We start from the raw sequence: 23,102 nt of genomic DNA on the forward strand, positions 1-23,102 counted from the left end.
CGGTAGGACGGGCCGCTGGTTGCCGGGGCAGCCATCCGGATTTACCTTTGCCGCATCAATTCTTTCTTCTCCGAAGGATTGTTTTTATACAGAGGCGCTGAGAGACAGGCTCGAAGAAGCGTCGGCAACCACCCGTAAACCGGAACGGTGCCAATTCCTGACCATATAAAAACAAGTTGCCGTGCGCTTTTCGCCCCATTCTGCTGCCCCAATTGCTGTTGCCGTCGTTTCGCTGCGCCCCTCGGGCCCGGCCCGGCGGTGTTGTTGCGCGGGTTGTTGGGGCTAAGTAGCCGGCGGACCGGCCGGAGCCGGTCCATATAGTCCATTTCCCTTCGTTGGTCGTCGCGCCGCTGGCTGAGCCGGGCGGCGAAGCGGCGCCGCCATTCCTCCCCGTCGGGCTGGGCCACCGCCCGGACGACACTTGCCGCTATGCTTAAAAAATCACTGGAACTGCTTCGGCAGGAAGCGGCCGAAACGGGCCGCAACACCCTCAAGCGCAGCCTCAACGGCTTCAATCTCATCACCATCGGCGTCGGCGTTATCATCGGGGCGGGGCTGTTCTCGCTCACCGGCATTGCCGCCGCCAACAACGCCGGGCCGGCCGTTACGCTCTCGTTTGTGGTGGCGGCCGTGGGGTGCGCGTTTTCGGCCTTGTGCTACGCCGAGTTTGCCTCGCTGGTGCCCGTGTCGGGTTCGGCCTACACCTACGCCTATGCCACTATGGGCGAGCTGTTTGCCTGGATTATCGGCTGGGACTTAATTCTGGAGTACTCGGTGGGCGCGGCCACGGTGGCCATCAGTTGGTCGCAGTACCTGCTCAAATTCCTGAGCAAGTACGGCATCCACCTGCCCCCGCAGCTGGTCATGTCGCCGTTTGAAACGGCCAAGTTGGCCAATGGGAGCGAGGTGCACGGGCTGGTGAACGTGCCAGCCATGCTCATTGTGCTGGCCATTACGCTCATCATCATCCGCGGCACGGCCGGCTCGGCGTGGTTCAACGGGCTGGTAGTCACGCTCAAAGTGTCGGTGGTGCTGGTGTTCATTGCCTTGGGCTGGCAGTACATCGACCCCGCCAACTACCACCCCTACATTCCGGCCAACACCGGCACGTTCGGCGAGTTCGGCTGGAGCGGCGTGCTCCGCGGGGCGGGCGTCATCTTCTTCGTGTTCATCGGCTTCGATATCGTGGCCACCATGGCCCAGGAAACCAAGAACCCGCAGCGCAACCTGCCCATCGGCATCCTCGGCTCGCTGGCGGTCTGCACCGTGCTGTTCGTGCTCTTCGGCTACGTGATGACGGGCCTGGCCAACTACACCGAGTTCAAAAACAGCGCCGCCCCGGTGGCCATTGCCATCGAAAAAACGCCCTACGGCTGGCTTTCGGGCGCCGTTATTCTGGCCATCATCATCGGCTACACCTCCGTTATTCTGGTCGATTTGCTGGGCCAGAGCCGGGTGTTTTTCAGCATGGCCAAGGATGGGTTGCTGCCCCCGGTATTTGCCCGCATCAACGAGCGGTTCCGCACGCCGCTGCAATCGAATTTGCTGCTGGGCCTGTTCATTGCCCTGTTCGCGGGGTTCGTGCCCATCTCGGTGGTGGGCGAAATGACGAGCATCGGCACGCTGCTGGCCTTCGTGATGGTGTGCGCCGGCGTGCTCATTATGCGCAAGCGCGAACCCGACGCGCCCCGGGCCTTCCGCACGCCCTGGGTGCCGCTGGTGCCCATCCTGGGCATCCTTACCTGCCTGGTGATGATGGTGTCGCTGCCCTGGGAAACCTGGCTGCGGCTGGCCGTGTGGCTGGCCCTGGGGCTGGCTATTTACTACGGCTACGGCCGCCGGCACAGCAAGCTGGGGCAGCAGGCCCGCGCCGCCGAGGCCGCCCGGCAAACCGCTTAGCGCGCCGAAATAGCCGTTTGCGTAAGCCCAGCACGGTGTGGAGACGCCTATTTGCGTCTCGTCGTGGAACGACTCGCGTTGAACGGAGCCGCATAAACAACCTCAGCAACGACGAGACGCAAATAGGCGTCTCTACAGCGTGCTGGTGCCCCGAAAGATTAACGCAAACAGCTTTTAAAGCACAGGAGGCCCCGACGATTATTCGTCGGGGCCTCCTGTGGTTTACGGGTAGTGGGTAACCGAGCAGTTCAGGTTAGCCTTTGGTCTGGCGCTTGGCTTGGTACTTGGCTTTTCTGTCGGCCTGCATCTGCGCGTACTTGGTGTACTGGTCGGCGCTCAGGATTTGCTTGAGCTGGGTATCGTACTGCGCCTTCTGACCCTTCATGGCCTGGTGGCGCGCCTTGCGGTCGGCATTGGCTACCGGGCCGTTAGCGACTTTGCGGGCCTGCTGCTGCTGGATGCGGGTCAGGTGCAGCTGGCGCACCTGCTGGGTCTGGGCGGCCGAGAGGTTGAGGCTCTTGGTGAGCTTCTGGGCGGCGCGGTCGGCGCGCTGCTCGGGGGTGAGGTCCTGCTTGTGGTCCTTCTTGTGCATCTGGTGGTGCTGGCCGGGAGCCGCCTTTACGGGCGTAGTCTGGGCCGAGGCAGCGGCGGAAATCGAGCAGGCGGCAAGGAGAATGAGAAGCTTTTTCATGGCGTATGTAAAGGAAAAGTGCTGTTTGAGAAAAAGGATGAGGCAGCCCGCCGTACTGGCTTTGGGCTTCTGGTGGAGCATTTGCAACTCCAGTGCCAGTTTGCCTCGATACCACCCTAAATCCGCACCTTAAAAAATTTAAATTTTCCCATTAAACCTGCCCTCAGTCTTTTAGTCGTAGAGTTCAATAGATTGATAATCAGTTTTATAAGTAAACAAATAGAATACGCTTACCTAACCAGACTCCTATTCTACCAGCAACAAATTGCGCCGGCGGATGTAGGCCTCCCGGTCCTGCCAGCGCACCCGGTACCAGAGGTCCTGCCGACCCAGCACCTCAAACCGGTCGCCGGCCGCGGCCGTGGTTAGCCAGGTAGCCCCGGCGCCGGGGCCGGCCATGAGTGGGGCCCGCGCCCGCGCCACGAGGCCTACCCGGCCGGGGGCCAGCACGTTCAGCGCCAGGCCCACGCTCAGCAGGTAGCCGGCATACATAATCCACCAGGCCCGGTCGGCGGTGCGGCGGCGCAGCAGCAGGGCAGCGCCGGCCAGCACGGCCAGCAGTAGCAGGCCCTGTAGCAGGCGGTAATAGTAGCGTTGCAGCGTAACAAGCAGGTTTTGCCGCCAGGTATCGGGGTAGCCCGTGAGGCGGTGCTCTTGGGCCAGACTCACCATTTTCTGCCAGGTGGCGTAGCGCGGCTCCAGGCTCTGCGACACGCTCAGGTAATACAGGGCGGCCGGGTAATGGCCCAGCGCCTCCTGGGTGTAGGCCATGCGCAGCGCCTGCCGGCCCGATTGCAGGCCATCCTGGTCGCGGGCCCGCCGGTACCAGGGGTAGGCCCCGGCTACCTGCCCCGTTTGATACAGCGAATCGGCCTTCTGGAGCGCCGGACTAACTTTTTGGGCCTGAATTGATTGGGCTAAAGTCAGCAGCAGCAGGAAAAAAAGGGGGGCTTTTTTGAGCAAAACAGTTGCACGGTTAAATCCGGGACTCTACTTTTGTGCCACAATCAGCCACACGGGCTGCTTGTCAGCACAAAGAAACTGATTCTGTAGCTCAGCTGGTAGAGCAATACACTTTTAATGTATGGGTCCTGGGTTCGAATCCCAGCGGGATCACCAAAACCCTTCCTACGCTTCGTAGGGAGGGTTTTTTCTTTTATCCCCGTGAGCCAGCAACTCGTCGGCGGCAGGGTTCTGCCCCGACCTTTTCCCGCCTTATCTTTGTTAACCACCCGCTGACTCCTACATCAGCAAAATCACGATTAATCAGCGCAAATCAGCGATTAATGATTGTTTGCATTGCCGAAAAGCCCAGCGTCGCCCGCGAAATTGCCCACGTGCTCGGGGCCGACCGCCGCATGGACGGCTACTACGAGGGCAATGGCTACCAGGTAACCTGGACGTTCGGCCACTTCTGCCAGCTGCGCGAGCCCGAAGACTACCGCCCCGAATGGAAGCGCTGGAGCATCCACGACTTGCCCATGCTGCCCGAGCAGTTCGGCATCAAGCTCATGCTGCGCGATGACGGCGTAGTGCGCCAGTTCGGGGTAATCAAGCGCCTGCTGGCCGCCGCCGACGAGGTGGTGAACTGCGGCGACGCGGGCCAGGAAGGGGAGGTGATTCAGCGCTGGGTGCTGATGGAGGCCAAGTACCGCAAGCCCACCAAGCGGCTCTGGATTTCCTCGCTCACCGAAGAAGCCATCCGCCAGGGTTTTCAAAATCTGCGCGAGGGCTCGGAGTTCGACTCGCTCTACCAGGCCGGTAAAAGCCGGGCCGTGGGCGACTGGCTGCTGGGCCTGAACGCGACCCGGCTGTTCACGCTCAAGTACGCGCCCGGCCAGCGGCAGGTGCTCAGCATCGGGCGGGTGCAAACGCCCACGCTGGCCCTGCTGGTCGACCGTTTCCACGAAATCCGCAATTTCAAACCCGAGCCTTACTGGGTGCTGCGGGCCGAGTACCGGAGCACGATGTTCAGCCACGTGGCCGTAGTGAAGCCGGGCAAGGACGACGAGCCCGACGAAAAAGCCCGCCTCAAGGCCCGCGGCTACTTCGTGACCCAGCAGGAGGCCGACGAGGCGCTGGCCCGCGTAACCGGCCAGCCGCTGACGGTGCGCGACGTTATCATCAAGAAGGGCCTGGAGAGCCCGCCCGCGCTGTTTGATTTGACTTCCCTGCAGGTGCAGTGCAACAACCAGCTGGGCCTCTCGGCCGAGGACACGCTCAAAACGGTGCAGGGCCTCTACGAGAAGAAGGTGGTGAGCTACCCCCGCGTCGACACCACGTTTCTGCCCGACGACCAGTACCCCAAAATCGCGGGCATCCTGCGCGGATTGGGCGGCTACGCGGCCCTTACGGCCCCGCTGCTGGCCAGTAAAATCCGCAAGAGCGCCAAGGTCTTCAACAACAACAAAGTCACCGACCACCACGCCATCATCCCGACCGGGGCCAGCGCGGGCGGCCTGAGCGGCAACGAGCAGCGGGTGTACGACATCATCGTGCGCCGCTTTCTGGCCGCGTTCTACCCCGACTGCGAGGTATCAAACACCACGGTAACGGCCGACGTGGCCGGGCTCACCTTCCGGGTCCGGGGCCGCCAGATTCTCAGCCCCGGCTGGCGCGAGGTGTACGGCGACCCTGAGAAGCAGACCGTGGCCAACGAGCGGCGCAGTAGTAGTAGCAGCGACGATGACGACGTGGTGGGAACGGTGCTGCCGGCCTTCGTGAAAGACGAAACCGGCCCCCACCAGCCCCGCCTCGACGCCAAGCAAACCCAGGCCCCACGCGACTACACCGAGGCCATGCTGCTACGCGGCATGGAAACGGCCGGCCGCAACGTCGACGACGACGAGCTGCGCCTGGCCATGAAGGAGAACGGCATCGGCCGCCCTTCCACCCGCGCCGCCATCATCGAAACGCTGTTCAAGCGCGGCTACATCACCCGCGACAAAAAGAAAATCGTGCCCACGCCTACGGGAGTCGAGCTAATCGGCCTCATCCGCAACCCCACGCTGAAATCGGCCGAGCTGACGGGGCAGTGGGAAAAGAAGCTGCGCCAGATTGAGGGCGGCGAGCTGAACCAGGAGCAATTTCTGGGCGAGCTCAAGCAGCTGGTGCGCGAAATGGTGCAGGAGGTGAAGCAGGACGGTTCAGGGAGGGCTATCAGCACTACGGCCCCGCCCGCTGGTTCCGTTTCTGCTGGGAAAGCGGGAGCCCCAGCCGGCAAAGCCGTAGTACCAGCTCCCAAAGCGGCAGCTACCCTAGCTATGCCAGGCGCTCTGGGCCCCTGCCCGGCCTGCGGTGCCGGCCACGTGCTGCGGGGCAAGGCGGCGTTTGGCTGCTCGCGCTGGAAGGAAGGCTGCCAGTTTCGGCTGCCGGTGGAGTTTGAGGGCAAGAAAATCACCGACAAGCAGGCCGGCGACCTGCTCAAAAAGGGCCGTACCCAGGTGATGAAGGGCTTTCTGGACGACGATGGCCACAAGTTCGACGCGGCCCTGATGCTCACGCCCGCCCGCACCCTGGAGCTGGCCCGCGCCGCCGAAAGCAAGCCCACCACCGCCACCGACCCCGGCCAGATACCCTGCCCCGTGTGCCGGCTGGGCCACATGCTGCGCGGCAGCAGCGCCTGGGGCTGCTCCCGCTTCCGCGAAGACTGCCAGTTCCGGGTGCCCTTTGCCTGGGGCGGCAAAACCCTCACCGACGCCCAGATGAACCAGCTGCTGCGCAAGGGCAAAACCGGCGTCATCCGAGGCTTCGTCTCAACTAAAACCGGCAACCGCTACGAGGCCGTGCTGCAAATCGGGGCCGAGGGACGCATTGAGCCGGTGTTCGGGCAGGGCTAGTAATCAGCGGGAAAGAACATTACCTTGAATACCTAAATGATTAATCGCCAATATCTATGCGTTTAATAAATGTTCTGTGCCTACTAATCGGACCGTTTCTACTCCTAGCCTGTAACAACGAATCGTGTAACCCCGACCAAAACAGCTTGCGGGAAGGTGGAGGTCTGAGCTTTCATTTAGTTGATGCACGTACGGGTCAAGATTTACTGGCTCAGACACCAGGCAACGATTCGCCCTATCTTCTTGATTCCGTTATGGTTTACAATGAGAAAGGTGAGCCACAGCTTAATCGGCCGGTAGATTTTCGTGGTGAAATAGCGTTTTCTACTTATGGAGGTTTAACCGAATTAGCAGCGTTACCTTATAATTCGCTGGTGAAGCGGCGTTTTATTCTCTATTTAAATCGCGCCGACCAAGACACGATAGATGCCTCATTTAGCATACGCAAGAATGAGTGTGGTTTTTCGGAATTCTCAACCATCACTATCAGCTATAATACCCAGTTAGTGTATGAAGGCAGGAATACATCTATAATTCCTAGCAGAGTCTTTCGCAAAAAGTAACTGCCCCATGCCTCCTCACCTCGGTAAAACCCTGTTTTTGCTCGGCCTGGGCCTGATGCTGCTTGGGGGCCTGCTGTGGCTGGGGGGCGGCGCGGCGGGTTGGTTCAGCTGGTTCGGGCGGCTGCCGGGCGATGTGCGGGTGGAGCGGCCGGGCTTCCGGTTGTACGTGCCCTGGGTGTCGATGCTGGTGATAAGCGCTGTGGTGAGTTTGCTGCTGGCGCTGTGGCGGCGGCTGGGCGGGTAGGGAAATAGGGGCGGCGCATGCGGTAACGTTTGCGTAGAATGATTTCGGACAAACCGTCCGCAGCGCGTACCTTGACGCGCCGCGTTTCCGCTCTCACCCTTCCCCATTATGCCCAAAATCGTTTCTCCCGAAGTAGAATTTGCCCACCTGCTGGCCCAGACCAAAGCCGCCGCACCCGAAATCTTCACGCCCGACGGCCGCGGCTTTCTCAACCTGCTGGAAGGCCGCTGGCAGGAGCCGGGCCAGCCCCGCGACTTCGTCTCGCCTATCGATGGGAGCGTAATTGGCCAGTTGCCCATGCTCGATGAAGCCACCGCCGGGCGGGCCGTGCGCGCCGCCAAGGCCGAAGCCGCCGCCTGGGCCCAAGTAGACCTGGATGAGCGCCGCCGCCGGGTGCAGGACTGCCTGACCCAGCTGCAACCCCACGTGGAGCTGGTGGGCAAGCTGCTGATGTGGGAAATCGGCAAGACCTACAAGCTGGGCTTCACCGACATCGACCGCGCCATCGACGGCGTGCAGTGGTACGTGGACAATATTGAGGGCATGCTGGGCCAGCGCAAACCGCTGGGGCTGGTCAGCAACATAGCCAGCTGGAACTACCCCATGTCGGTGCTGCTGCACGCGGTGCTGGTGCAGGCGCTGTGCGGCAACGCCGTCATTGCCAAAACGCCCACCGACGGCGGCTTTATTTCGCTGAGTCTGACCTTTGCCATTGCCCGCCGCTGCGGGCTGCCCGTGACGCTGGTCAGCGGCTCGGGCGGCGAGCTGAGCGACGTGCTGGTGCGCAACGACGCCGTGGACTGCCTCAGCTTCGTGGGCGGGCGCTACAACGGCCGCAACATTGCCGACGCGCTGGCCCAGCAGGACAAGCGCTACATGCTGGAAATGGAAGGCGTCAACACCTACGGCATCTGGGACTACTCCGACTGGGACGCTATGGCCCAGCAGCTCCAGAAGGGCTACGACTACGGCAAGCAGCGTTGCACGGCCTACGTGCGCTTCGTGGTGGAGCGGCGGCTGTTCCCGCAGTTCCTGGAGACCTACTGGAACACGGTGCGGGCCCTGCAAGTGGGCAACCCCACGCTGGTCGATGCCCCCGGCGACGCGCTGCCCGAGCTGGCCTTCGGCCCCGTCATCAACGCCCGCCAGGCCCAGGACCTCGACCGCCTCTACCAGGACGCCCTGAAAACCGGCGCCACACCCCTCTACGAGGGCCGGCTCGACGACAGTCTGTTTCTGCCCGGCCAGGACATGAGCGCCTACCGCGCCCCGCGGGCCCTGGTGAACCTGCCGCGCCAGAGCGAGCTGTACTTCAAGGAGCCCTTCGGCCCCATCGACAGCATCGTGCTGGTGGATAGGGTAGAGGAGCTGGTAGGCGAGATGAACATCAGCAACGGGGCGCTGGTGGCCGCCCTGGCCTCCGACGACGAAAAGTGGGCCGCCCGTACGGCCAAAGAAGTGCGCGCCTTCAAGGTGGGCCTCAACCAGCTCCGCTCCCGCGGCGACCGGGCCGAAGTGTTCGGCGGGCTGGGCGAGTCGTGGAAAGGCGCCTTCGTGGGCGGCGCCCTGCTGGTCGAGGCCGTCACGGAGGGCAAGAAAGCCATCCTGGGCAACTTCGACGACGCCATCCGCCTGCCCGAGAACATCTAGCCGCTGCTGGCCCGGCGCAACGCCCGGCCGCCGGGAATTACGTCAGTCCATCATGCGAATCCCTGCCTGAAGCATCAAGCTTCGGGCAGGGATTTGTGATTTAAAGACAATACTGATTGCTTTTTCCTAGTGGCAGACATGGTTAATTCTTAGAAAGACGAATGTGCCTGAAAGCTACTGCTGATATAATAGCTGATAAGATAAAGGAGATGATAGCATACAATGAAGAGCTAAACAAATCTGTTTGAAACCACAAACTATCCAATGCCAAGAATACGCATACCCCCCCCAAACCGCCGCCAATACTAATGAATATCATATTACAGACAAAGGCAAACTTTTCATCTCGTGCTTTATCGTGTTCGTTTAGATATTTCATGTTGGGATATATCATTCGCTGTGTCAATATAGCTGGATAAGCGAAGATGACAAGCCGCCGCCCACGCCTTACCTTCGCAACCATGCGCCTACTTTCCCGCCTTCTGCCGCTGCTCGTATTGCTGGCCCCGGCCTGCGTGCCGCTGGGTACGCCCATCACCGACCCCAACGCCGCCCGCCGGCCCGCCACGCCAGGCCAGGTGGGCACCGAGTACTACGCCGATAAAAAGCTGCGCTACGAGGACTACATCTACGACCCCAACGTGCGCACCGTGCTCTGCTACGTGCCCACGGGCCAGGCCGGGCAGGTGTTCAACCCGCCGGTAGTGCCGCTGAGCCAGGGCCAGTCGCCGGTGCTGGAGTTCGATGTGCTGGGCGGCTCGGGCCAGCGGCTCACGGCCAAGCTCGTGCACTGCGACCTGAACTGGCAGCCCTCGATGCTGACGGATATGCAGTTTCTGAGCGAAATCAACGAGCAGCTCATCAACAACTACCGGCCCTCGGTGAGCACCAAGGTGCCCTACCAGCACTATCAGGTGCAGATGCCGCGGGTGCGGCTATCGGGCAATTACCTGTGGGTGGTGCAGGGCGCGGGCGGCACGCCGCTGCTGAGCCGCCGGGTGCTGGTGTTCGAGGAGGGCGCGGTGCAGATTGCTATGAAGCAGGGCATCGTGGCGGCGGGGCAGGAGCACTACACTCTGCAGCAGGTCGATTTTGGGATTCGCTACAACATGGCCCTGGTCAACCCGGCCCAGGAGGTGAAGGTGGTGCTGCGCCAGAACTTCCGCTGGGACAACGCCCACTACAACCTGCGGCCCACCTTCGTGCGCGACGCCGAGCAGCAGCTCGACTACCAGTATTTCAACTTCGAAAACGCCTTCCCTGGCCTGAGCGAGTTCCGGTTCGTGGACCTGCGCACCTTCCGCTCGGCCGGCGCCGGCGTGGCCCAGCTCGATGCCAGCACCACGCCCCGCGCCGCGCTGCTGCTGCCCGAAGCCTCCCGCGCCGGCGAGCGGTACACTCAGTACGACGACATCAACGGCCAGCGCCTGATTGAAAGCCGCGAGTACCCCGGCGACCCCAGCACCAACACCGAGTATCTCGACGTGACGTTCCAGCTAAGCGCCGAAACCCCCGCCGCCGGCCCGGTGTACGTGCTCGGGGCCCTGAGCGACTGGCAGCTGCGCGACGAGTTCCGGCTGACCTACGACGCCGAAGCTCGCCAGTACCGGGGCCACGCGCTGCTCAAGCAGGGCTACTACAACTACATCTACGCCACCCAAACGCCCACCGGAGCCAACTCAGTCGTCTGGGAAGGCAGCCACCAGGAAACCGAAAACCAGTACGACCTGCTGGTGTACTACCGCCCGCCCGGCACCCGCACCGACCTGCTCATCGGCTACCAGCGGCTGGATGTGAACCGGCGGCGGCCGTAGCCATGACAGGAGTATAGCACTCGCAAGAATAGAGGCGGGGCGGCTGGTGGTCAGCGGTGTCGGCTTACGTTGTGTTCGGCCGAGCCAACGCCAGCGGAGGAGTTGCGTTGAAGGGTGCAACTCCCATTCCTAACCCTCCTCCGCCATGCTCCGACGCCTACTTCCCTCCCTGCTGATTGCCGGCCTGTTTCTGACGGGCTGCGCCGTGAATCCCGTAACGGGCAAAAAAGAAGTCATGCTCGTGTCGGAAGGGCAGGAGCTGGCCATGGGTAAGGAATCGGACCCGGCCGTTATTGCGCAGTTCGGCCTGTACCCGGACGACAAGCTGCAGAAGTACATCAACACGATGGGCGACAAGATGGGCAAGGTGTCGCACCGCCCCGAGATTGACTACCAGTTCCGCATCGTCGATTCGCCCATCATCAACGCCTTTGCCGTGCCCGGCGGCTACGTGTACTTCACGCGCGGCATTATGGCCCATTTCAACGATGAGGCGCAGTTTGCGGGCGTACTGGGCCACGAAATCGGCCACATAACGGCCCGGCATTCGGCCAAGCAGCAAACCACCTCCATCTTGAGCCAGGTGGGCCTGATGGGAGCCATGATTGCCTCGCCCCGGCTGGCCCAGTACGGCGAGCAGGCCATGCAGGGCCTGCAGCTGCTCACGCTCAAGTTCAGCCGCGATGATGAGAACCAGGCCGACGAGCTGGGGGTGGAGTACTCGACCAAAATTGGGTACAGCGCCGCCGAGATGGCCGATTTCTTTCGCACCCTGGAGCGCGAGCAGCAGCAGGCCGGCGGCGAGGCCATCCCCGATTTCCTGAGCAGCCACCCCAACTCGGCCGACCGCTACACCCACGTCAACCGGCTGGCCGCCGAGTGGAAAGCCAAGCCCAGCACGCCCGCCAAGCTGGCTATTAACCGCGACCAGTACCTGCGCCTGATTGACGGTATTACGTATGGCGAAGACCCGCGCCAGGGCTTCGTGGAGAACAACGCCTTCTATCATCCGGAGCTGAAATTCGAGTTTCCGGTGCCCCAGGGCTGGAAAACCCAGAACTCGCCCCAGCAATTCCAGATGGCCGACCCGGCCGGCAAGGCCATGATGCTGCTCACGCTGGCCCCCGGCAGTTCACTCCAGGAAGCCGCCCAGGCCGTGGCCAAACAGCTGAGCCTACAGGTGGCCGACTCGCGCCAGCTGACGGTGCACGGCTTCCCGGCCCTGGCCTTTGTGGGCACGCAGGTGCAGCAGGACCAGCAAACCGGCCAGCAGCAGACCGGCATGCAGGTGCTGAGCTACATCATTCAGGATGGCAAGTCGCTTTACGTGATGCTCGGCGGCAGCGCCCCGCAGGATTTTGCGGCCTACGCGCCCGTGTTTACCCGCACCATGGAAGGCTTCCAGCGCCTGACTTCGGCCGACAAGCTCAACCGCCAGCCCGAGCACGTGCGCATCCGTACCATCAGCACCCCGCAAACCCTGGCCCAGGCGCTAACTGCCAACGGCGTGCCCGCCAAGCGCCACGAGGAAATGGCCATCCTCAATGGCATGCAGCTCTCCGACAAGCTGGGCCGCGGGCTGTTGTTTAAGGTGGTGGGTAAATAGAACTGGCGGGGTCTTTGGTTACTGCCGGGCAGGTTGGCTGTCCGGTAGTGGCACTTGTGTGGCGCTATTGAAGCTCAGAACCAGCTGCTTTCCTTCCTTTAGCTCTCTTCCAAATGAAAACGTTCACTCATCCTTCCCTGCGAATTGGCGCGCTGGCGCTGGCGCTGCTGCCGCTGGCTGGCTCCACCGGTTTCCGGCCCGCGGCCCCGGCCAAGGAGCCCGACCCGCAGGTAATTGCCCAGTTCGGTCTGCTCAACAACCCGGCCCTGCAGAAATTCATCGACCAGAAAGGCCAGCAGATGGCCGCCATTTCCAGCCGGGCCGATTTTGGTTACCAGTTTACCATCCTCGATTCGCCGATGATTAATGCCTTTGCCGCGCCCGATGGCAACGTGTACTTTACGCGCGGCATTATGGCGCATTTCAACGACGAGGCGCAGTTTGCCGGGGTGCTGGGCCACGAGCTGGGCCACGTAACGGCCCGCCACGGCGAAAAGCAGCAAACCCGCTCGACGCTGGCCTCGGGGGCGCTGCTGCTGGGCTCCATCCTCTCGAAGCGGATAGCCTCCATCGCCCAGCCGCTGTCGCAGGGTGCGGGCCTGCTGTTTCTCAAATACGGCCGCGACGATGAGCGCGAAGCCGACAAGCTGGGCGTGGCCTACTCGAGCAAAATCGGCTACGACGCCACCCACATGGCCGACTTTTTCCTTACGCTCCAGCGCCAGGAGCAGGCCAGCGGGGCCGGCGGCACGCCCACCTTCCTGAGCAGCCACCCCAACTCGGCCGACCGCTACAGCACCGTGAAGCAGCTGGCTGCCCAGGCCCGCCAGAACGCCGGCGGCCGTACGCTCACCATCAACCGCGACTCCTACTTACGCATGATTGAGGGCCTGCCCTACGGCGACGACCCGCGCCAGGGCTTCGTGGAGGGCGGCGTGTTCTACCACCCCGACCTGAAATTCCAGTTTCCGGTGCCGCGCGGCTGGAAAAGCCAGAACTCGCCCCAGCAGTTTCAGATGGCCGAGCCCAACGGCCAGGCCGTGCAGATTCTGACGCTGGCCCCCGGCAACTCGGCCCAGGAAGCCGCCCAGGCGCTGGCCAAAGAGCTGAAGCTGAACGCGCCCCAGGCCAGCCGCACTACCGTCAACGGCCTGCCCGCCATTGCCATCCAGGGCGACCAGGTGGGCCAGGACCAGCAGGGCCGCCAGGGCATCCAGGCCAGCACGCTTTCCTACCTCATTCAGGATGGCAAAACGATGTACGCCCTCATCGGCCTGTGCGCCCCCGGCAAGCTCGGCAGCTATGGCCCCACTTTCCAGCGCACCGCCCAGGGCTTCCGCCGCCTCACCGACGCCAGCAAGCTCAACCGCCAGAGCGAGAAAATCCGCATCCGCACCGCCAAAGCCGGCCAGACGCTGGCTCAGGCCCTGGCCGCCAACGGCATCCCCGCCAAGCGCCACGAGGAACTGGCTATCTTGAACGGCCTGAAAACCACCGACAAGCTCAGCGCCGGCACGCTGTTTAAGGTGGTGGGGAAGTAGGAGCCTGTAACCGGTAAAAGTTGTCTCGGAAGCTAGACCTCAAGCTTTTTGAGGTCTAGCTTTTTTATGAACTGCTGGATGGATTCTGCATTCAGCAAGATCCAAACATCATCTCCCATTGGATCCTGGGGAATAAAATCACGTTCCAGGTAGCAGTTGCCTATGGCTACTTCCAGTCCCTCAAAATTGAGCAGCAACAGGTGCGGCCGGGTGTCGGGGAATCCAAATACATCAAAATCGGTGAGCTGCCTGCCCGCAAGCTGCTGCCAGTAGGCTGCCCTGGGGGTAAATTTTTCGCTGGCCGAGCAAAACGAGGTGGCTGAAGCGCACAATGTGTAGGGAAACCACTCCTTAACCCCATTCCATCCGACGAAGACGGTTTGCCCGTTCTCGAATTGCAATTCAACCTGCTGGGCAACGATATCTATGCCTTGCTTATTCGTTGTCAAAGCCTCTATCCCGAAAATATCATGATAGAAGCAAGCGGCTAGCCGTTGCCGCACGACGCTGGCTACGGGTCGAAGCAGGTGCTCCAGGAGAAGCGAATAACTCATTTGATCTAAGTGATAAAAAGTACCTCAATCGAACTGCTCAAATAAGTCGCCTGAGTTATAGCAGCGGAATCACGGATAATCAACCTAATGCAGCCCCTCAGTCCTCCAGCGCGTTCGTCAGAAAGGTGTTCTTGAGGGCCAGCCAGAGCAGCCAGCAGCCCAGGCACCAGTAGAGGTAGGTGCGGTAGTAGTCCTGGGTGTTGCGGTAGCGGGTCTGCTTGATTTCGGATTTTTCGAGGCGGTTGATTTGATCGAATATCTGGCGCAGGCCGGCGTTGTCGGTGGCGCGGAAGAAGCGGCCGTCGCCGGCCTGGGCAATCTGGCGCATGGTGGTTTCGTCGAGGCGGGTTTCCACGAAGCGGGGCCGGCCGTTCTCGTCGGTGCCGTAGGGCACCACGCCATCCTGCCCCAGCCCGATGGTGTAGATTTTGAGGCCGTAGGCGTGGGCCAGCTGGGCGGCCGTGAGCGGGTCGAGCGAGCCGGCCGTGTTTTCACCATCGGAAAGCAGAATGCACACTTTGGTGCGCGAGGGCGAGTCGCGCAGCCGGTTGGTGGCCACGCCCAGCGCCGTGCCGATGGCCGTGCCGTCGTTGGCAATCAGGCCCAGGCGCAGGCTTTGCAGGTTTTCGTGCAGCAGCTCGTAGTCGGTGGTGAGGGGGGCCAGCGAGTAAGCGTCGCCGGCGAATACCACCAGCCCCACCCGGTCGCCGTGGCGGCGGGCCAGGAAATCGAGGGCCACGCGCTTGGCGGCTTCGAGGCGGTTGGGGCGCAAATCCTGCAACTCCATCGAGGCCGATACATCGAGTACCAGCACGATGTCGATGCCCTGGCCGGTCTGCACCACCCGCTCGTCGGTGCGCTGGGGCCGCGCCAGCGCCACGATGCCGAACGCCAGACTCAGGGCCAGCACCACATCGGGCACGAAGCGCAGGGCCGCGCTCCAGTCGCGCCGCAGCTCGCCGGCCACAAAGGCTACATCCAGGTGCGCCCGCCGGCGCCGCGCCAGGGCCCAGCGCAGCACAAACAGCAGCGGCACCAGCGGCAGCAGCAGCAGCAGGCGCGGCTGCTCCCAGCTGTAGCCGGCCAGCGTAGCGTAGCGCAGGCTGTCGAGCAGTTCTTGCATTTAGGGCGGTGAATGGGTGATTGAGTGACTCGATGAGCTAATGGCAAAGAACGTCATTCAGAGCATGTGGCGCATCAAGCCAGGGACGAAGAATCTCGCGTGCAATAGTATTTCTGTCGTCAGGAGTTAGCACTGCACGCGAGATTCTTCGTCCCTGGCTTGATGCGCCACATGCTCTGAATGACGTTCTTTGCCCCACCGCCAATTCATTCGCCTTCCTGCATAATTACCCGCTCGTACTGACGGTCGGCGAACTGGCGGAGCAGGTCGAAAATGGGGTCGGTTTCGGCGTCTTCCTCCGAGAACTGGTTGCCGTAGATCACGCGGTCGGCCAGCGTGAGGGCCTGCTGCACGGCGGGGTCGTGGTGGTAGCGGGCCACGATTTCGCGGGTCGTGAGGCTGGTGATGTTGAAGCTCGTGAGCGTGGAGAGGTAGTTTTTCCAGAGCGTAATGGCCCGCTCCATGTTGGTAAGCGAGCGGGACAGCGTGAACCGCTCGACGTGGCGGGCATACTGGGCAAGGAAGTACGCGTGGTTTTTGCGCAGACGGTAGCGGCGGTAGCGCAGGCGCAGGCGCTGCCGGAAGCCCAGCACCAGCCCGCCGGCCAGCAGCAGCAGCCCGCCCAGCCCGGCCAGCCAGTAGGGGTAGTTGAAGCGGGTAGCCACGGGCAGCGCCTGCAGATTCTGGCGCAGCGCGGGCGGCCCGGCGGCGGGTTCGAGAGCCGGGGCCGTGCGCTGCAGCCGCACCCGCGCCGGCGCAGTGGGCAGCAGCAGCGTGTCGCGGCCGCGCAGTACGGTTACGGGCACGCTCAGCGTCAGCACCGAGTCGAGGCTGAAGGTGCGCAGGCGGTACACGGCCTGATCGAGGCTGCGGCCCTGGCGGGTGCGGGTGGGCCGGTAGCGGCGGCTCACGTATTCGAAGGGCGCAAAGCTGGCCGCCGAATCGGGGAAGATAATTTCCAGGGCCGGCGCGTGGCTCGACGTCAGCTCAAACTCGATGATTTCGCCTACCTGCACCGTGGCCTGCCGGAAACGGCCCCGCGCCACGGGTTGCTGCGCCGCGGTGTCGGCAGCCGTAGGAGCAGCCGGCACCTGCGCAACTCCCGTACCCGCCAGCAGCAGCCCAGCCCAAAGAAAAACGCCTCTAAACAGTCGCCTGCCTTTCATTTTCTCCCGTTCATGTCCCGTAGCTTCCTAATCCCTAATCCCTAATCCCTAATCCCTAATCCCTAATCCCTAATCCCTACCCCCGGCCGCCGCGCTGGTTGCGCCGCCGAAACAGGTTCACCAGTTGGGGAACGAAGTCGGTGGCCGTGCTGATAGACAGAAACTCGGTGCGGTGGCGGCGGCAGATCTGGCCGATCTGCGCGCGGTTCTGCTCGTAGGTGGCCCGGTAGCGCGCCCGGAACGCCGCCGACGAGGTATTGGTCCAGACGGTGCGGCCCGATTCCTGATCATGGAGCGGAATAATGCCCAGGGGCGGGAATTCCTGCTCGCGCTGGTCGAGCAGCTGGAGCACCACCAGATCGTGCTTGCGGGCCAGCATAGTTAGCTCCCGCTCGTAATCGGCGTCAATAAAATCGGAAATCAGCAGCACGATGCTGCGCCGCTTGAGCAGCCCCAGCGCCTGCTTGATGCCGGCCGCTACCGCCGTCTGGCGATGCTGGGGCTGCAGCTCGTACAGGCGCTTGATGAGGGCGTAGGCGTGGTGGGTGCCTTTGCCCGAGGGCAGGTAAAGCTCTTTCTGGTCGGAAAAAGCCAGCAGGCCGAGCTGGGCGTCCTGGCGGGCAGCGGCCAGGGCCAGCACCCCGCAAATGTCGCGGCCCACATCGAGCTTACGGCGGCCGGCCGCGCCCACCTGCTGCGAGGCACTCACGTCGAGCAGCAGCAGCACCTGCTGCTCGCTCTCTTCCTTGTAGGTTTTTACGAACGTGCCGTGGCCCTTACTCGATACGGCCCAGTCGATGGCCCGCACTTCGTCGCCGTACTGGTAGAGGCGCACTTCGTCGACTTCCAGGCCCGTTCCTTTAAATACGGAGTGGAAATTGCCCTGCAACTGGGCGTCCACGGCCTTGAGGATGCGGATTTCCATCTGCCGCAGGCGGCGCACGAGCTGCTGGAAGGGCGAATCGGCGGGTTTCATTCGGCCTAAACTACGGTATTGACCTAACTTTGCCTTCGTGAAACAAATTTTCTGCCGCCTCGCCACTGCCCGCCGGGCCCTGCCGCTGGCCGGGCTGCCCACGCTGCTGGCAGCTTTCCTGCTGACTGCCAGCGGCTGCCAGCGAGCCGACGAGGTGCCCGCGCCCGCCCAACTGCTGCCGCCCGATAAAATGGTGCGCCTGTTGATTGACCTGCACCTGCTGGAGTCCCGTACCGAGGGCGCGGCCCTGCCACCCGATTCGAGCCGGGCCCTGTTCCGGCAGGAGCAGCAGAAAATGTACCGGCGCTACAACGTGTCGGACTCCATCTTCACCCAAAGCTTCCGCTACTACGCCGTGCACGGCCAGCAGCTGAATACGATTTACAAAACCGTTGTCGATAGCCTGGCCGCCCGCGAGAAGGGAGCCGGTGAGGTGGTGAGTGGTGAGGTGGTGAGTGGTGAGGTGGTGAGGTGATGTTCGAGGGGCCTTATTGCGCAATTTGCGCCGTTAGCACCCCCAAATATCAACTCACCATCTCACCACTCACCAGTTCACCTTCATCGCAGGCGGCTGCCGTTGGGCAGGGGGGCGGCCAGCGTGGCCAGCACAATGTGGCCGGCTGCATCGGGGGCGCCGGTAACCAGTACCTCCGAGCGCAACGGCCCGATTTGCTTGGGCGGGAAGTTCACTACGCACAGCACCTGCCGGCCCGGCAGGTCGGCCACCCGGTAGTGGTGCGTAATCTGGGCGCTGGACTTGCGCAGGCCGATTTCCGGCCCCAGATCAATCAGCAGCCGGTAGGCCGGCTGCCGCGCCTCCGGAAACTCGTGCGCCTCTACAATGGTACCCACGCGCATATCGACGCGCTCGAACTCCTCCCAGGTTAGCATAAGGTGAAATGGTGAGATGGTGAAATAGTGAGTTTGACGTTTTGTGGGCCTGAAGCCCTGACGGCATGCATGGCGCAATCAGGGCCCAAGAACGGTAAACTCACCATTTCACCACCTCACCATCTCACCTTATTCGGCAAAGGCGGTGAGCTGTTCCAGGCGGAGGCGGGTTTTCTGCTCCCACTCGGCTTGCTTGGGGGCGTTGAGGCCGTGGTTGGTTTCCTGGTCGTAGCGGGCTTCATCGCGCTGCCACGCCAGAAAGGCCACTTTGGTGATGTTGTTGAAGGCCGGCTGCAGGTGCAGGCAATCGAACTTGATCAGGCTCAGCTTCTGGCGCAGCAGCCGGGCGTGCACCTCCGTCAGGTCGAAGTGCAGCTGCTCGTGGCGCAGCAGCGTTGGCGCGGCCTGGGCCGCGTTGCGTACCCACGACTCGGAGGGCGCAAACGTGGCCTGCACCTTGCCCGAAAAGTGGAAATCGAGGCAGCCAATAGTGGCATCGATGGTCGAAGAAGTGAGGGCCGCCAGCCGGTCGGTGTTGGGGCGGGCCCGGAAGTCGGCCCAACTGAGTGGCCGGTCGGCGCTCCAGACAATTTTGGGCGCGGCGGGAGTAACCTGGGCCGGTTGGGCGGGCAGCAGCAGGCTCAGGAGCCAGAAGGGAGCAGTGAAGAGCATATTCTTTGAGCTATTAGCTTATAGCTGTTCGCTGGCAGCTTTCGTTCATTTTGCGCCAACCGCTAACGTGTGGCCAGGGTAGATTCGGGCCGGGGAGTGGCCCCGGCGGCGGCCAGCAGGGGGCGGCGGTAAAAGCGCAGCAGCAGCAGCCCGGCCACCAGCGTCAGGCCCGTGAGCAGCCCCAGCCAGACGCCCACGGCGCCCCATTGCAGCTTGAAGCCCAGGACGTAGCCCAGCGGCAGTGCAATTACCCAGTACGCCAACAGCGCCACCACCGAGGGCACTTTCACGTCTTCGAGGCCCCGCAGCGCGCCCAGCCCCACCACCTGCAGGCCGTCGGAAACCTGGAAGGCGGCGGCAATCAGCAGCAGGGTGGCGGCCTGGGCCACCACGGCGGGGTCGTTGTTGTAGTAGTAAGGCAAATAGTTGCGCACCAGCACCAGAATCAGGCCCATCAGGCTCATGAAGGTAAGCGTGAGCAGGTAGGCCATCAGGCCGGCCTGCCGGGCCCGGGGCCCATCGTGCGCCCCGAAAAACTTGCCCACCCGGATGGTGGCGGCCGCCCCGATGCCGCTGGCGGCCATGTAGGTAACCGAGGCCACGTTAATGGCAATCTGGTGGGCGGCCAGCTGCGTGGCTCCGAGCCAGCCAATCATGATGGCCGAGAAGCTGAAAGCGCCCATTTCAAACGTCATCTGCACGCCAATGGGCGCGCCCAGGCCCAGCAGGCGGCGCAGGCCGGAGGCGTCGGGCCGCAGGTTGGCCTGGGCCGCCTCGCGGTAGGGCCGCAGCCGGGCAGCCCGCAGCACGTACCAGGCCATCAGAATAGCCATCAGCACGCGAGCCACCAGCGTGGCCCAGGCGGCGCCCATCATGCCCAAATGCGGCATGCCCAGCTTGCCAAACACCAGCCCGTAGCAGAGCACGGCATTCACTACGTTGGCCTGAATCGAGAGCGACATGGCCTGCCGGGTGAGGCCCAGGCCCTCGGCAAACTGCTTGAAGCCCTGGAAAATCATCAGCGGGAAAAACGACAGAAACAGCACTTTCACCCAGGGCGAAGCCAGTAGCACCACTGCTGCGGGCTGGCCCAGGTGGGGCAGCAGCGCCGGCACCAGAAAGCCCAGCGCGGCCAGCAGCAGGCCGGCCCCGGCGCTCAGCCACACGCCGTTCACGAGCAGGCGGCCGTTGGCCGCCACGTCCTGGCGGCCGTCGGCGGCGGCTACCAGCGGCGTAATGCCCATCGTCAGGCCCAGGCCCAGCACCATCACCACGGTGCTCACGCTCACGGCCAGCGACACGGCCGCCAGCGGAATCTTGCCCGTCTGGCCCACCACCGTGCTGTCCACTACGTTTACCAGTACGTGTCCCAACTGGCTGAGCACTACCGGGTAAGCCAGGCTGAGCGTGGGGTTGAGATGAGAACGAAAGGTAGCAGGAAGCATGACAGGATAGCAAAAGGAGCCGCAAAGGTACGGCTTTGCCAAGGGCAAAATGGGGAATTGGTGCGCGTGCGCCCTGGCAGCCCTGTCATCCTGAGCGGAGCGAAGGATGACAGGAGGATTTTAAACTTCAACTACCCATTTGCCCAACTCCCCAACTCACCGCAGTACTCCGGCCAGCCGCTCGCATGCCGTTGCCAGGTCGGATTCCGGAACGGCGTAGGACAGGCGGGCGAAACCGGGCGCGTGGCAGCCGGCGCCGTCGACCACCGCTACGCCGGCCGTGCACAGGCGGGCTACCAGCTCGGCCGAGGCCGGTGCGGGCGCCAGGCCGGGGCACAGGTGGGCGCGCAGGTCGGGGAAGGCGTAGTAGGTGCCGGTGGGGGCGGCCGGCGGCCCGATGGCCGGCAGGGTCTCCAGGAAATCGAGCAGGTAGCTGCGGGTGGGCCGCAGCTGGGCCAGCAGGCGGGCGGCCACCTCGGGCGCGGCCTCGGTTACGGCCAGCGCCGCGGCCTGCAGGGGTGCGGGCACGGCGGCCCCGGTAGCGTGCTGGCGGGCCGCGCAGGCCGCCGCTATTTCGGCCGGCGCCACCAGGTAGCCCAGCCCCCAGCCAATAAGCGCCAGCGACTTGCTGAACCCGTTCACTACCAGATGACGGCCGTGCGGGTCGGGAAAATCGAGCAGCGAAACCGGCGGCTCAGGCTCAAAATGAATGAGGTCGTAAATCTCGTCGCTGAGCAGGTAGAGGTCGGGGAAGTCGGCGGCCACGCGCAGCCAGCTGGCCAGCTCGGCCCGGTTGTAGCGCCGGCCGGTGGGGTTGTTGGGGTTGGAGAACAGCAGCACCCGCGTACGAGCGCCCGATAGCGCCGCCCGCAGTTGCTCGGGTGGCAGGGCGTAGTTGTCGGCGGCACTGAGCGGCAGGGTGCGGAGCGTGCCACCGGCGCGGGCTATCAACTCATCGAACCCAAACCAGCTGGGGGTGGGCAGCAGCACTTCGTCGCCGGGGCGGAGCACGGTTTGCAGCAGCGCAAACAGGGCGGCCTTGGCGCCGGGCGTAATTACGACGTTGGCCGGGCCCAGCGGGGCCGCAGCCGCCGGTGCAGCGCTCCGGCCGGCCAGCGCCGCCCGGAGCGGCTCGGAGCCGGCGGCCGGCAGCACCGCCAGCGGGGAAGCCCGCAGGGCCCGGGCGGCCGCGGCGGTTGCCTCGGCGGGCACCGCAAAATTGCCGTAGCCCGAAGCCAGGGAAACAGGTTGGGTCATAAACAAGAAGGAGGAATCGGCCCCCGAACGGGCCGCACTGCGCAACTGATTTTTACTGCACCTTCTGGCCGTCTTGCCGGCGTAGCAGCACGTCGGCAAAATAGTCCTGCTCGTCGGTGAAGAACTCGGCCACCTGCAGGCCCGTTTCCCGGGCAATGGTTTCGATGCCGGGCCGGGTGAATTTGTAGGAGTTCTCGGTATGGATCATCTCCCAGGCCCGGAAATCGACCGACCAGCCGGGCTCGGCGAAGTGCACCGTTTGGGCGCAGGTGCTGGCCAGAAACGAGCGTACGGCCCCGCTGAGCGGGTCGTAGTCGGTGTAGTGCTGCCAGTTGGCCAGGTCGAAATCGGCCCCCAGCTCGCGGTTGAGGCGGCGCAGCAGGTTGTAGTTGAAGGCGGCCGTTACGCCCTGGCTGTCGTCGTAGGCATTGCGAATCAGGCGCGGGTCTTTCTGCAGATCGAAGCCGATGAGCAGCCGGTCGTCGGAGGTGAGCGGGCGGGCGAGGCTGCGCAGAAACTGGTGGCGCTCCTCGGGGCTGAAGTTGCCGATGTTGGAGCCCAGAAACAGTACCGCTTTGCGGCCGGGCCGGGCCGCCATCAGCCCGAGCGCGTCGGCGTAATCGGCCACCACGGGCTCCACGCGCAGCTCGGGCAGCTCGGCCTGCAGGCTGCGGGTTAGCCCCTGCAGCGCCGCCGCCGAAATATCGACCGGAACGTAGGTGAAATCAGCCCCTTCGGCCAGCAGCTCGCGCAGCAGGATTTTGGTTTTCAGTCCGTCGCCGGCGCCCAGTTCCAGCAGGAAAAAGGGCTCGGCCGGGTTTTGGGGGCGCAGGGCCCGCGCCATGGCCGCACGGTGGCGGTTGAGCAGCGCAAACTCGGTGCGGGTAGGGTAATACTCCGGCAGGGCCATAATCTGCTGGAAGAGCCGGCTGCCCTCATCGTCGTAGAAAAACATCGACGACAGCGCCTTGAACGGCCGCGCCAGCCCCTCGCGGACGTGCTCCTGCAGCAGCAGATTAGGGTCGGCGGCAGCGGGTATTGGGGCAGAAGCCGGCTCGGCGGCTGAAACAGTACTATCGTGGGGCATAAAGTTTTGTATTTGAGCTGTCGATTAGTAGCTGACAGCTTTCCTGTTTTCGCTAACCGCAAACCGAACTGGCAGGTTAGGTTT

The 23,102-nt window shown here is 63.3% G+C and carries 20 protein-coding genes, 1 tRNA gene and 1 riboswitch; of the genes, 10 read left to right on the top strand and 11 right to left on the bottom strand.

Annotation, left to right across the window (positions count from 1 at the left end; all coding sequences use genetic code 11):
- The first annotated feature begins 81 nt into the window (after window positions 1-81).
- Window positions 82-172, top strand: a riboswitch (SAM riboswitch).
- 257 nt (window positions 173-429) lie between these two features.
- Entirely contained in the window at window positions 430-1,899 is a 1,470-nt protein-coding gene (locus BMY67_RS05810) for an amino acid permease (protein WP_092769299.1), read from the top strand.
- Window positions 1,900-2,152: 253 nt separating this feature from the next.
- Here the strand turns inward: BMY67_RS05810 and BMY67_RS05815 are convergent, their stop codons facing one another.
- Window positions 2,153-2,590 (bottom strand): hypothetical protein, encoded by a 438-nt coding sequence (locus BMY67_RS05815; RefSeq protein WP_143069705.1) that lies wholly within the window; start codon window positions 2,588-2,590, stop codon window positions 2,153-2,155.
- Window positions 2,591-2,836: 246 nt separating this feature from the next.
- A complete protein-coding gene (locus BMY67_RS05820; RefSeq protein WP_092769303.1) occupies window positions 2,837-3,553 on the bottom strand; it encodes an SH3 domain-containing protein in 717 nt (238 codons plus the stop codon).
- 80 nt (window positions 3,554-3,633) lie between these two features.
- Here BMY67_RS05820 and BMY67_RS05825 point away from each other — a divergent pair.
- The 8 genes from BMY67_RS05825 to BMY67_RS05855 all read left to right on the top strand — a co-directional run bounded on the left by BMY67_RS05825 (window position 3,634) and on the right by BMY67_RS05855 (window position 13,847).
- A tRNA-Lys gene (locus tag BMY67_RS05825) sits at window positions 3,634-3,709 on the top strand.
- Between the two features lie 167 nt (window positions 3,710-3,876).
- Window positions 3,877-6,429 (top strand): type IA DNA topoisomerase, encoded by a 2,553-nt coding sequence (locus tag BMY67_RS05830; protein WP_092769305.1) that lies wholly within the window; start codon window positions 3,877-3,879, stop codon window positions 6,427-6,429.
- Between the two features lie 56 nt (window positions 6,430-6,485).
- Window positions 6,486-6,992 carry a hypothetical protein gene (locus BMY67_RS18830; protein ID WP_143069706.1) on the top strand — a complete coding sequence of 169 codons (507 nt, stop codon included), beginning with the start codon at window positions 6,486-6,488 and terminating at the stop codon, window positions 6,990-6,992.
- A 7-nt stretch (window positions 6,993-6,999) separates the two neighbouring features.
- A complete protein-coding gene (locus BMY67_RS05835; protein ID WP_092769307.1) occupies window positions 7,000-7,236 on the top strand; it encodes a DUF2905 domain-containing protein in 237 nt (78 codons plus the stop codon).
- A 108-nt stretch (window positions 7,237-7,344) separates the two neighbouring features.
- Complete coding sequence (locus BMY67_RS05840; protein WP_092769309.1) at window positions 7,345-8,886, top strand: aldehyde dehydrogenase family protein; 1,542 nt, start codon at window positions 7,345-7,347, stop codon at window positions 8,884-8,886.
- A 461-nt stretch (window positions 8,887-9,347) separates the two neighbouring features.
- Window positions 9,348-10,700, top strand: coding sequence for a type IX secretion system plug protein (locus BMY67_RS05845; RefSeq protein WP_177189704.1), 1,353 nt, complete (start codon window positions 9,348-9,350; stop codon window positions 10,698-10,700).
- Between the two features lie 145 nt (window positions 10,701-10,845).
- Entirely contained in the window at window positions 10,846-12,306 is a 1,461-nt protein-coding gene (locus BMY67_RS05850; RefSeq protein ID WP_177189705.1) for a M48 family metalloprotease, read from the top strand.
- 113 nt (window positions 12,307-12,419) lie between these two features.
- Window positions 12,420-13,847 (top strand): M48 family metalloprotease, encoded by a 1,428-nt coding sequence (locus tag BMY67_RS05855; RefSeq protein WP_092769313.1) that lies wholly within the window; start codon window positions 12,420-12,422, stop codon window positions 13,845-13,847.
- A 32-nt stretch (window positions 13,848-13,879) separates the two neighbouring features.
- Here the strand turns inward: BMY67_RS05855 and BMY67_RS05860 are convergent, their stop codons facing one another.
- The 4 genes from BMY67_RS05860 to BMY67_RS05875 form a co-directional block, all read right to left on the bottom strand.
- Window positions 13,880-14,401, bottom strand: a complete 522-nt coding sequence (locus BMY67_RS05860) for a hypothetical protein (protein WP_092769315.1) — start codon at window positions 14,399-14,401, stop codon at window positions 13,880-13,882.
- A gap of 97 nt (window positions 14,402-14,498) precedes the next feature.
- Window positions 14,499-15,524 carry a vWA domain-containing protein gene (locus BMY67_RS05865; protein WP_092769317.1) on the bottom strand — a complete coding sequence of 342 codons (1,026 nt, stop codon included), beginning with the start codon at window positions 15,522-15,524 and terminating at the stop codon, window positions 14,499-14,501.
- 206 nt (window positions 15,525-15,730) lie between these two features.
- The gene (locus tag BMY67_RS05870; RefSeq protein ID WP_092769319.1) at window positions 15,731-16,615 is read right to left on the bottom strand and encodes a hypothetical protein; all 885 of its coding nucleotides are present in this window, start codon (window positions 16,613-16,615) and stop codon (window positions 15,731-15,733) included.
- 151 nt (window positions 16,616-16,766) lie between these two features.
- Complete coding sequence (locus BMY67_RS05875) at window positions 16,767-17,666, bottom strand: DUF58 domain-containing protein (protein WP_092769321.1); 900 nt, start codon at window positions 17,664-17,666, stop codon at window positions 16,767-16,769.
- A 37-nt stretch (window positions 17,667-17,703) separates the two neighbouring features.
- Here BMY67_RS05875 and BMY67_RS05880 point away from each other — a divergent pair, with 37 nt between their 5' ends.
- Window positions 17,704-18,141, top strand: coding sequence for a DUF4296 domain-containing protein (locus BMY67_RS05880; protein WP_092769323.1), 438 nt, complete (start codon window positions 17,704-17,706; stop codon window positions 18,139-18,141).
- Window positions 18,142-18,224: 83 nt separating this feature from the next.
- Here the strand turns inward: BMY67_RS05880 and BMY67_RS05885 are convergent, their stop codons facing one another.
- The 5 genes from BMY67_RS05885 to egtD form a co-directional block, all read right to left on the bottom strand.
- Window positions 18,225-18,557 carry a tRNA-binding protein gene (locus tag BMY67_RS05885; RefSeq protein WP_092769325.1) on the bottom strand — a complete coding sequence of 111 codons (333 nt, stop codon included), beginning with the start codon at window positions 18,555-18,557 and terminating at the stop codon, window positions 18,225-18,227.
- Window positions 18,558-18,686: 129 nt separating this feature from the next.
- Complete coding sequence (locus BMY67_RS05890) at window positions 18,687-19,229, bottom strand: DUF922 domain-containing protein (protein ID WP_092769327.1); 543 nt, start codon at window positions 19,227-19,229, stop codon at window positions 18,687-18,689.
- A gap of 62 nt (window positions 19,230-19,291) precedes the next feature.
- Entirely contained in the window at window positions 19,292-20,674 is a 1,383-nt protein-coding gene (locus BMY67_RS05895) for an MATE family efflux transporter (RefSeq protein ID WP_092769329.1), read from the bottom strand.
- Window positions 20,675-20,830: 156 nt separating this feature from the next.
- Entirely contained in the window at window positions 20,831-21,931 is a 1,101-nt protein-coding gene (locus BMY67_RS05900; protein WP_092769331.1) for a pyridoxal phosphate-dependent aminotransferase, read from the bottom strand.
- 52 nt (window positions 21,932-21,983) lie between these two features.
- Entirely contained in the window at window positions 21,984-23,018 is a 1,035-nt protein-coding gene (gene egtD / locus BMY67_RS05905; RefSeq protein WP_092769333.1) for an L-histidine N(alpha)-methyltransferase, read from the bottom strand.
- Between the last annotated feature and the right edge of the window lie 84 nt (window positions 23,019-23,102).

It is taken from the genome of Hymenobacter actinosclerus (genome assembly GCF_900111515.1).
In the GTDB taxonomy this organism is placed as follows: Bacteria; Bacteroidota; Bacteroidia; order Cytophagales; family Hymenobacteraceae; genus Hymenobacter; species Hymenobacter actinosclerus.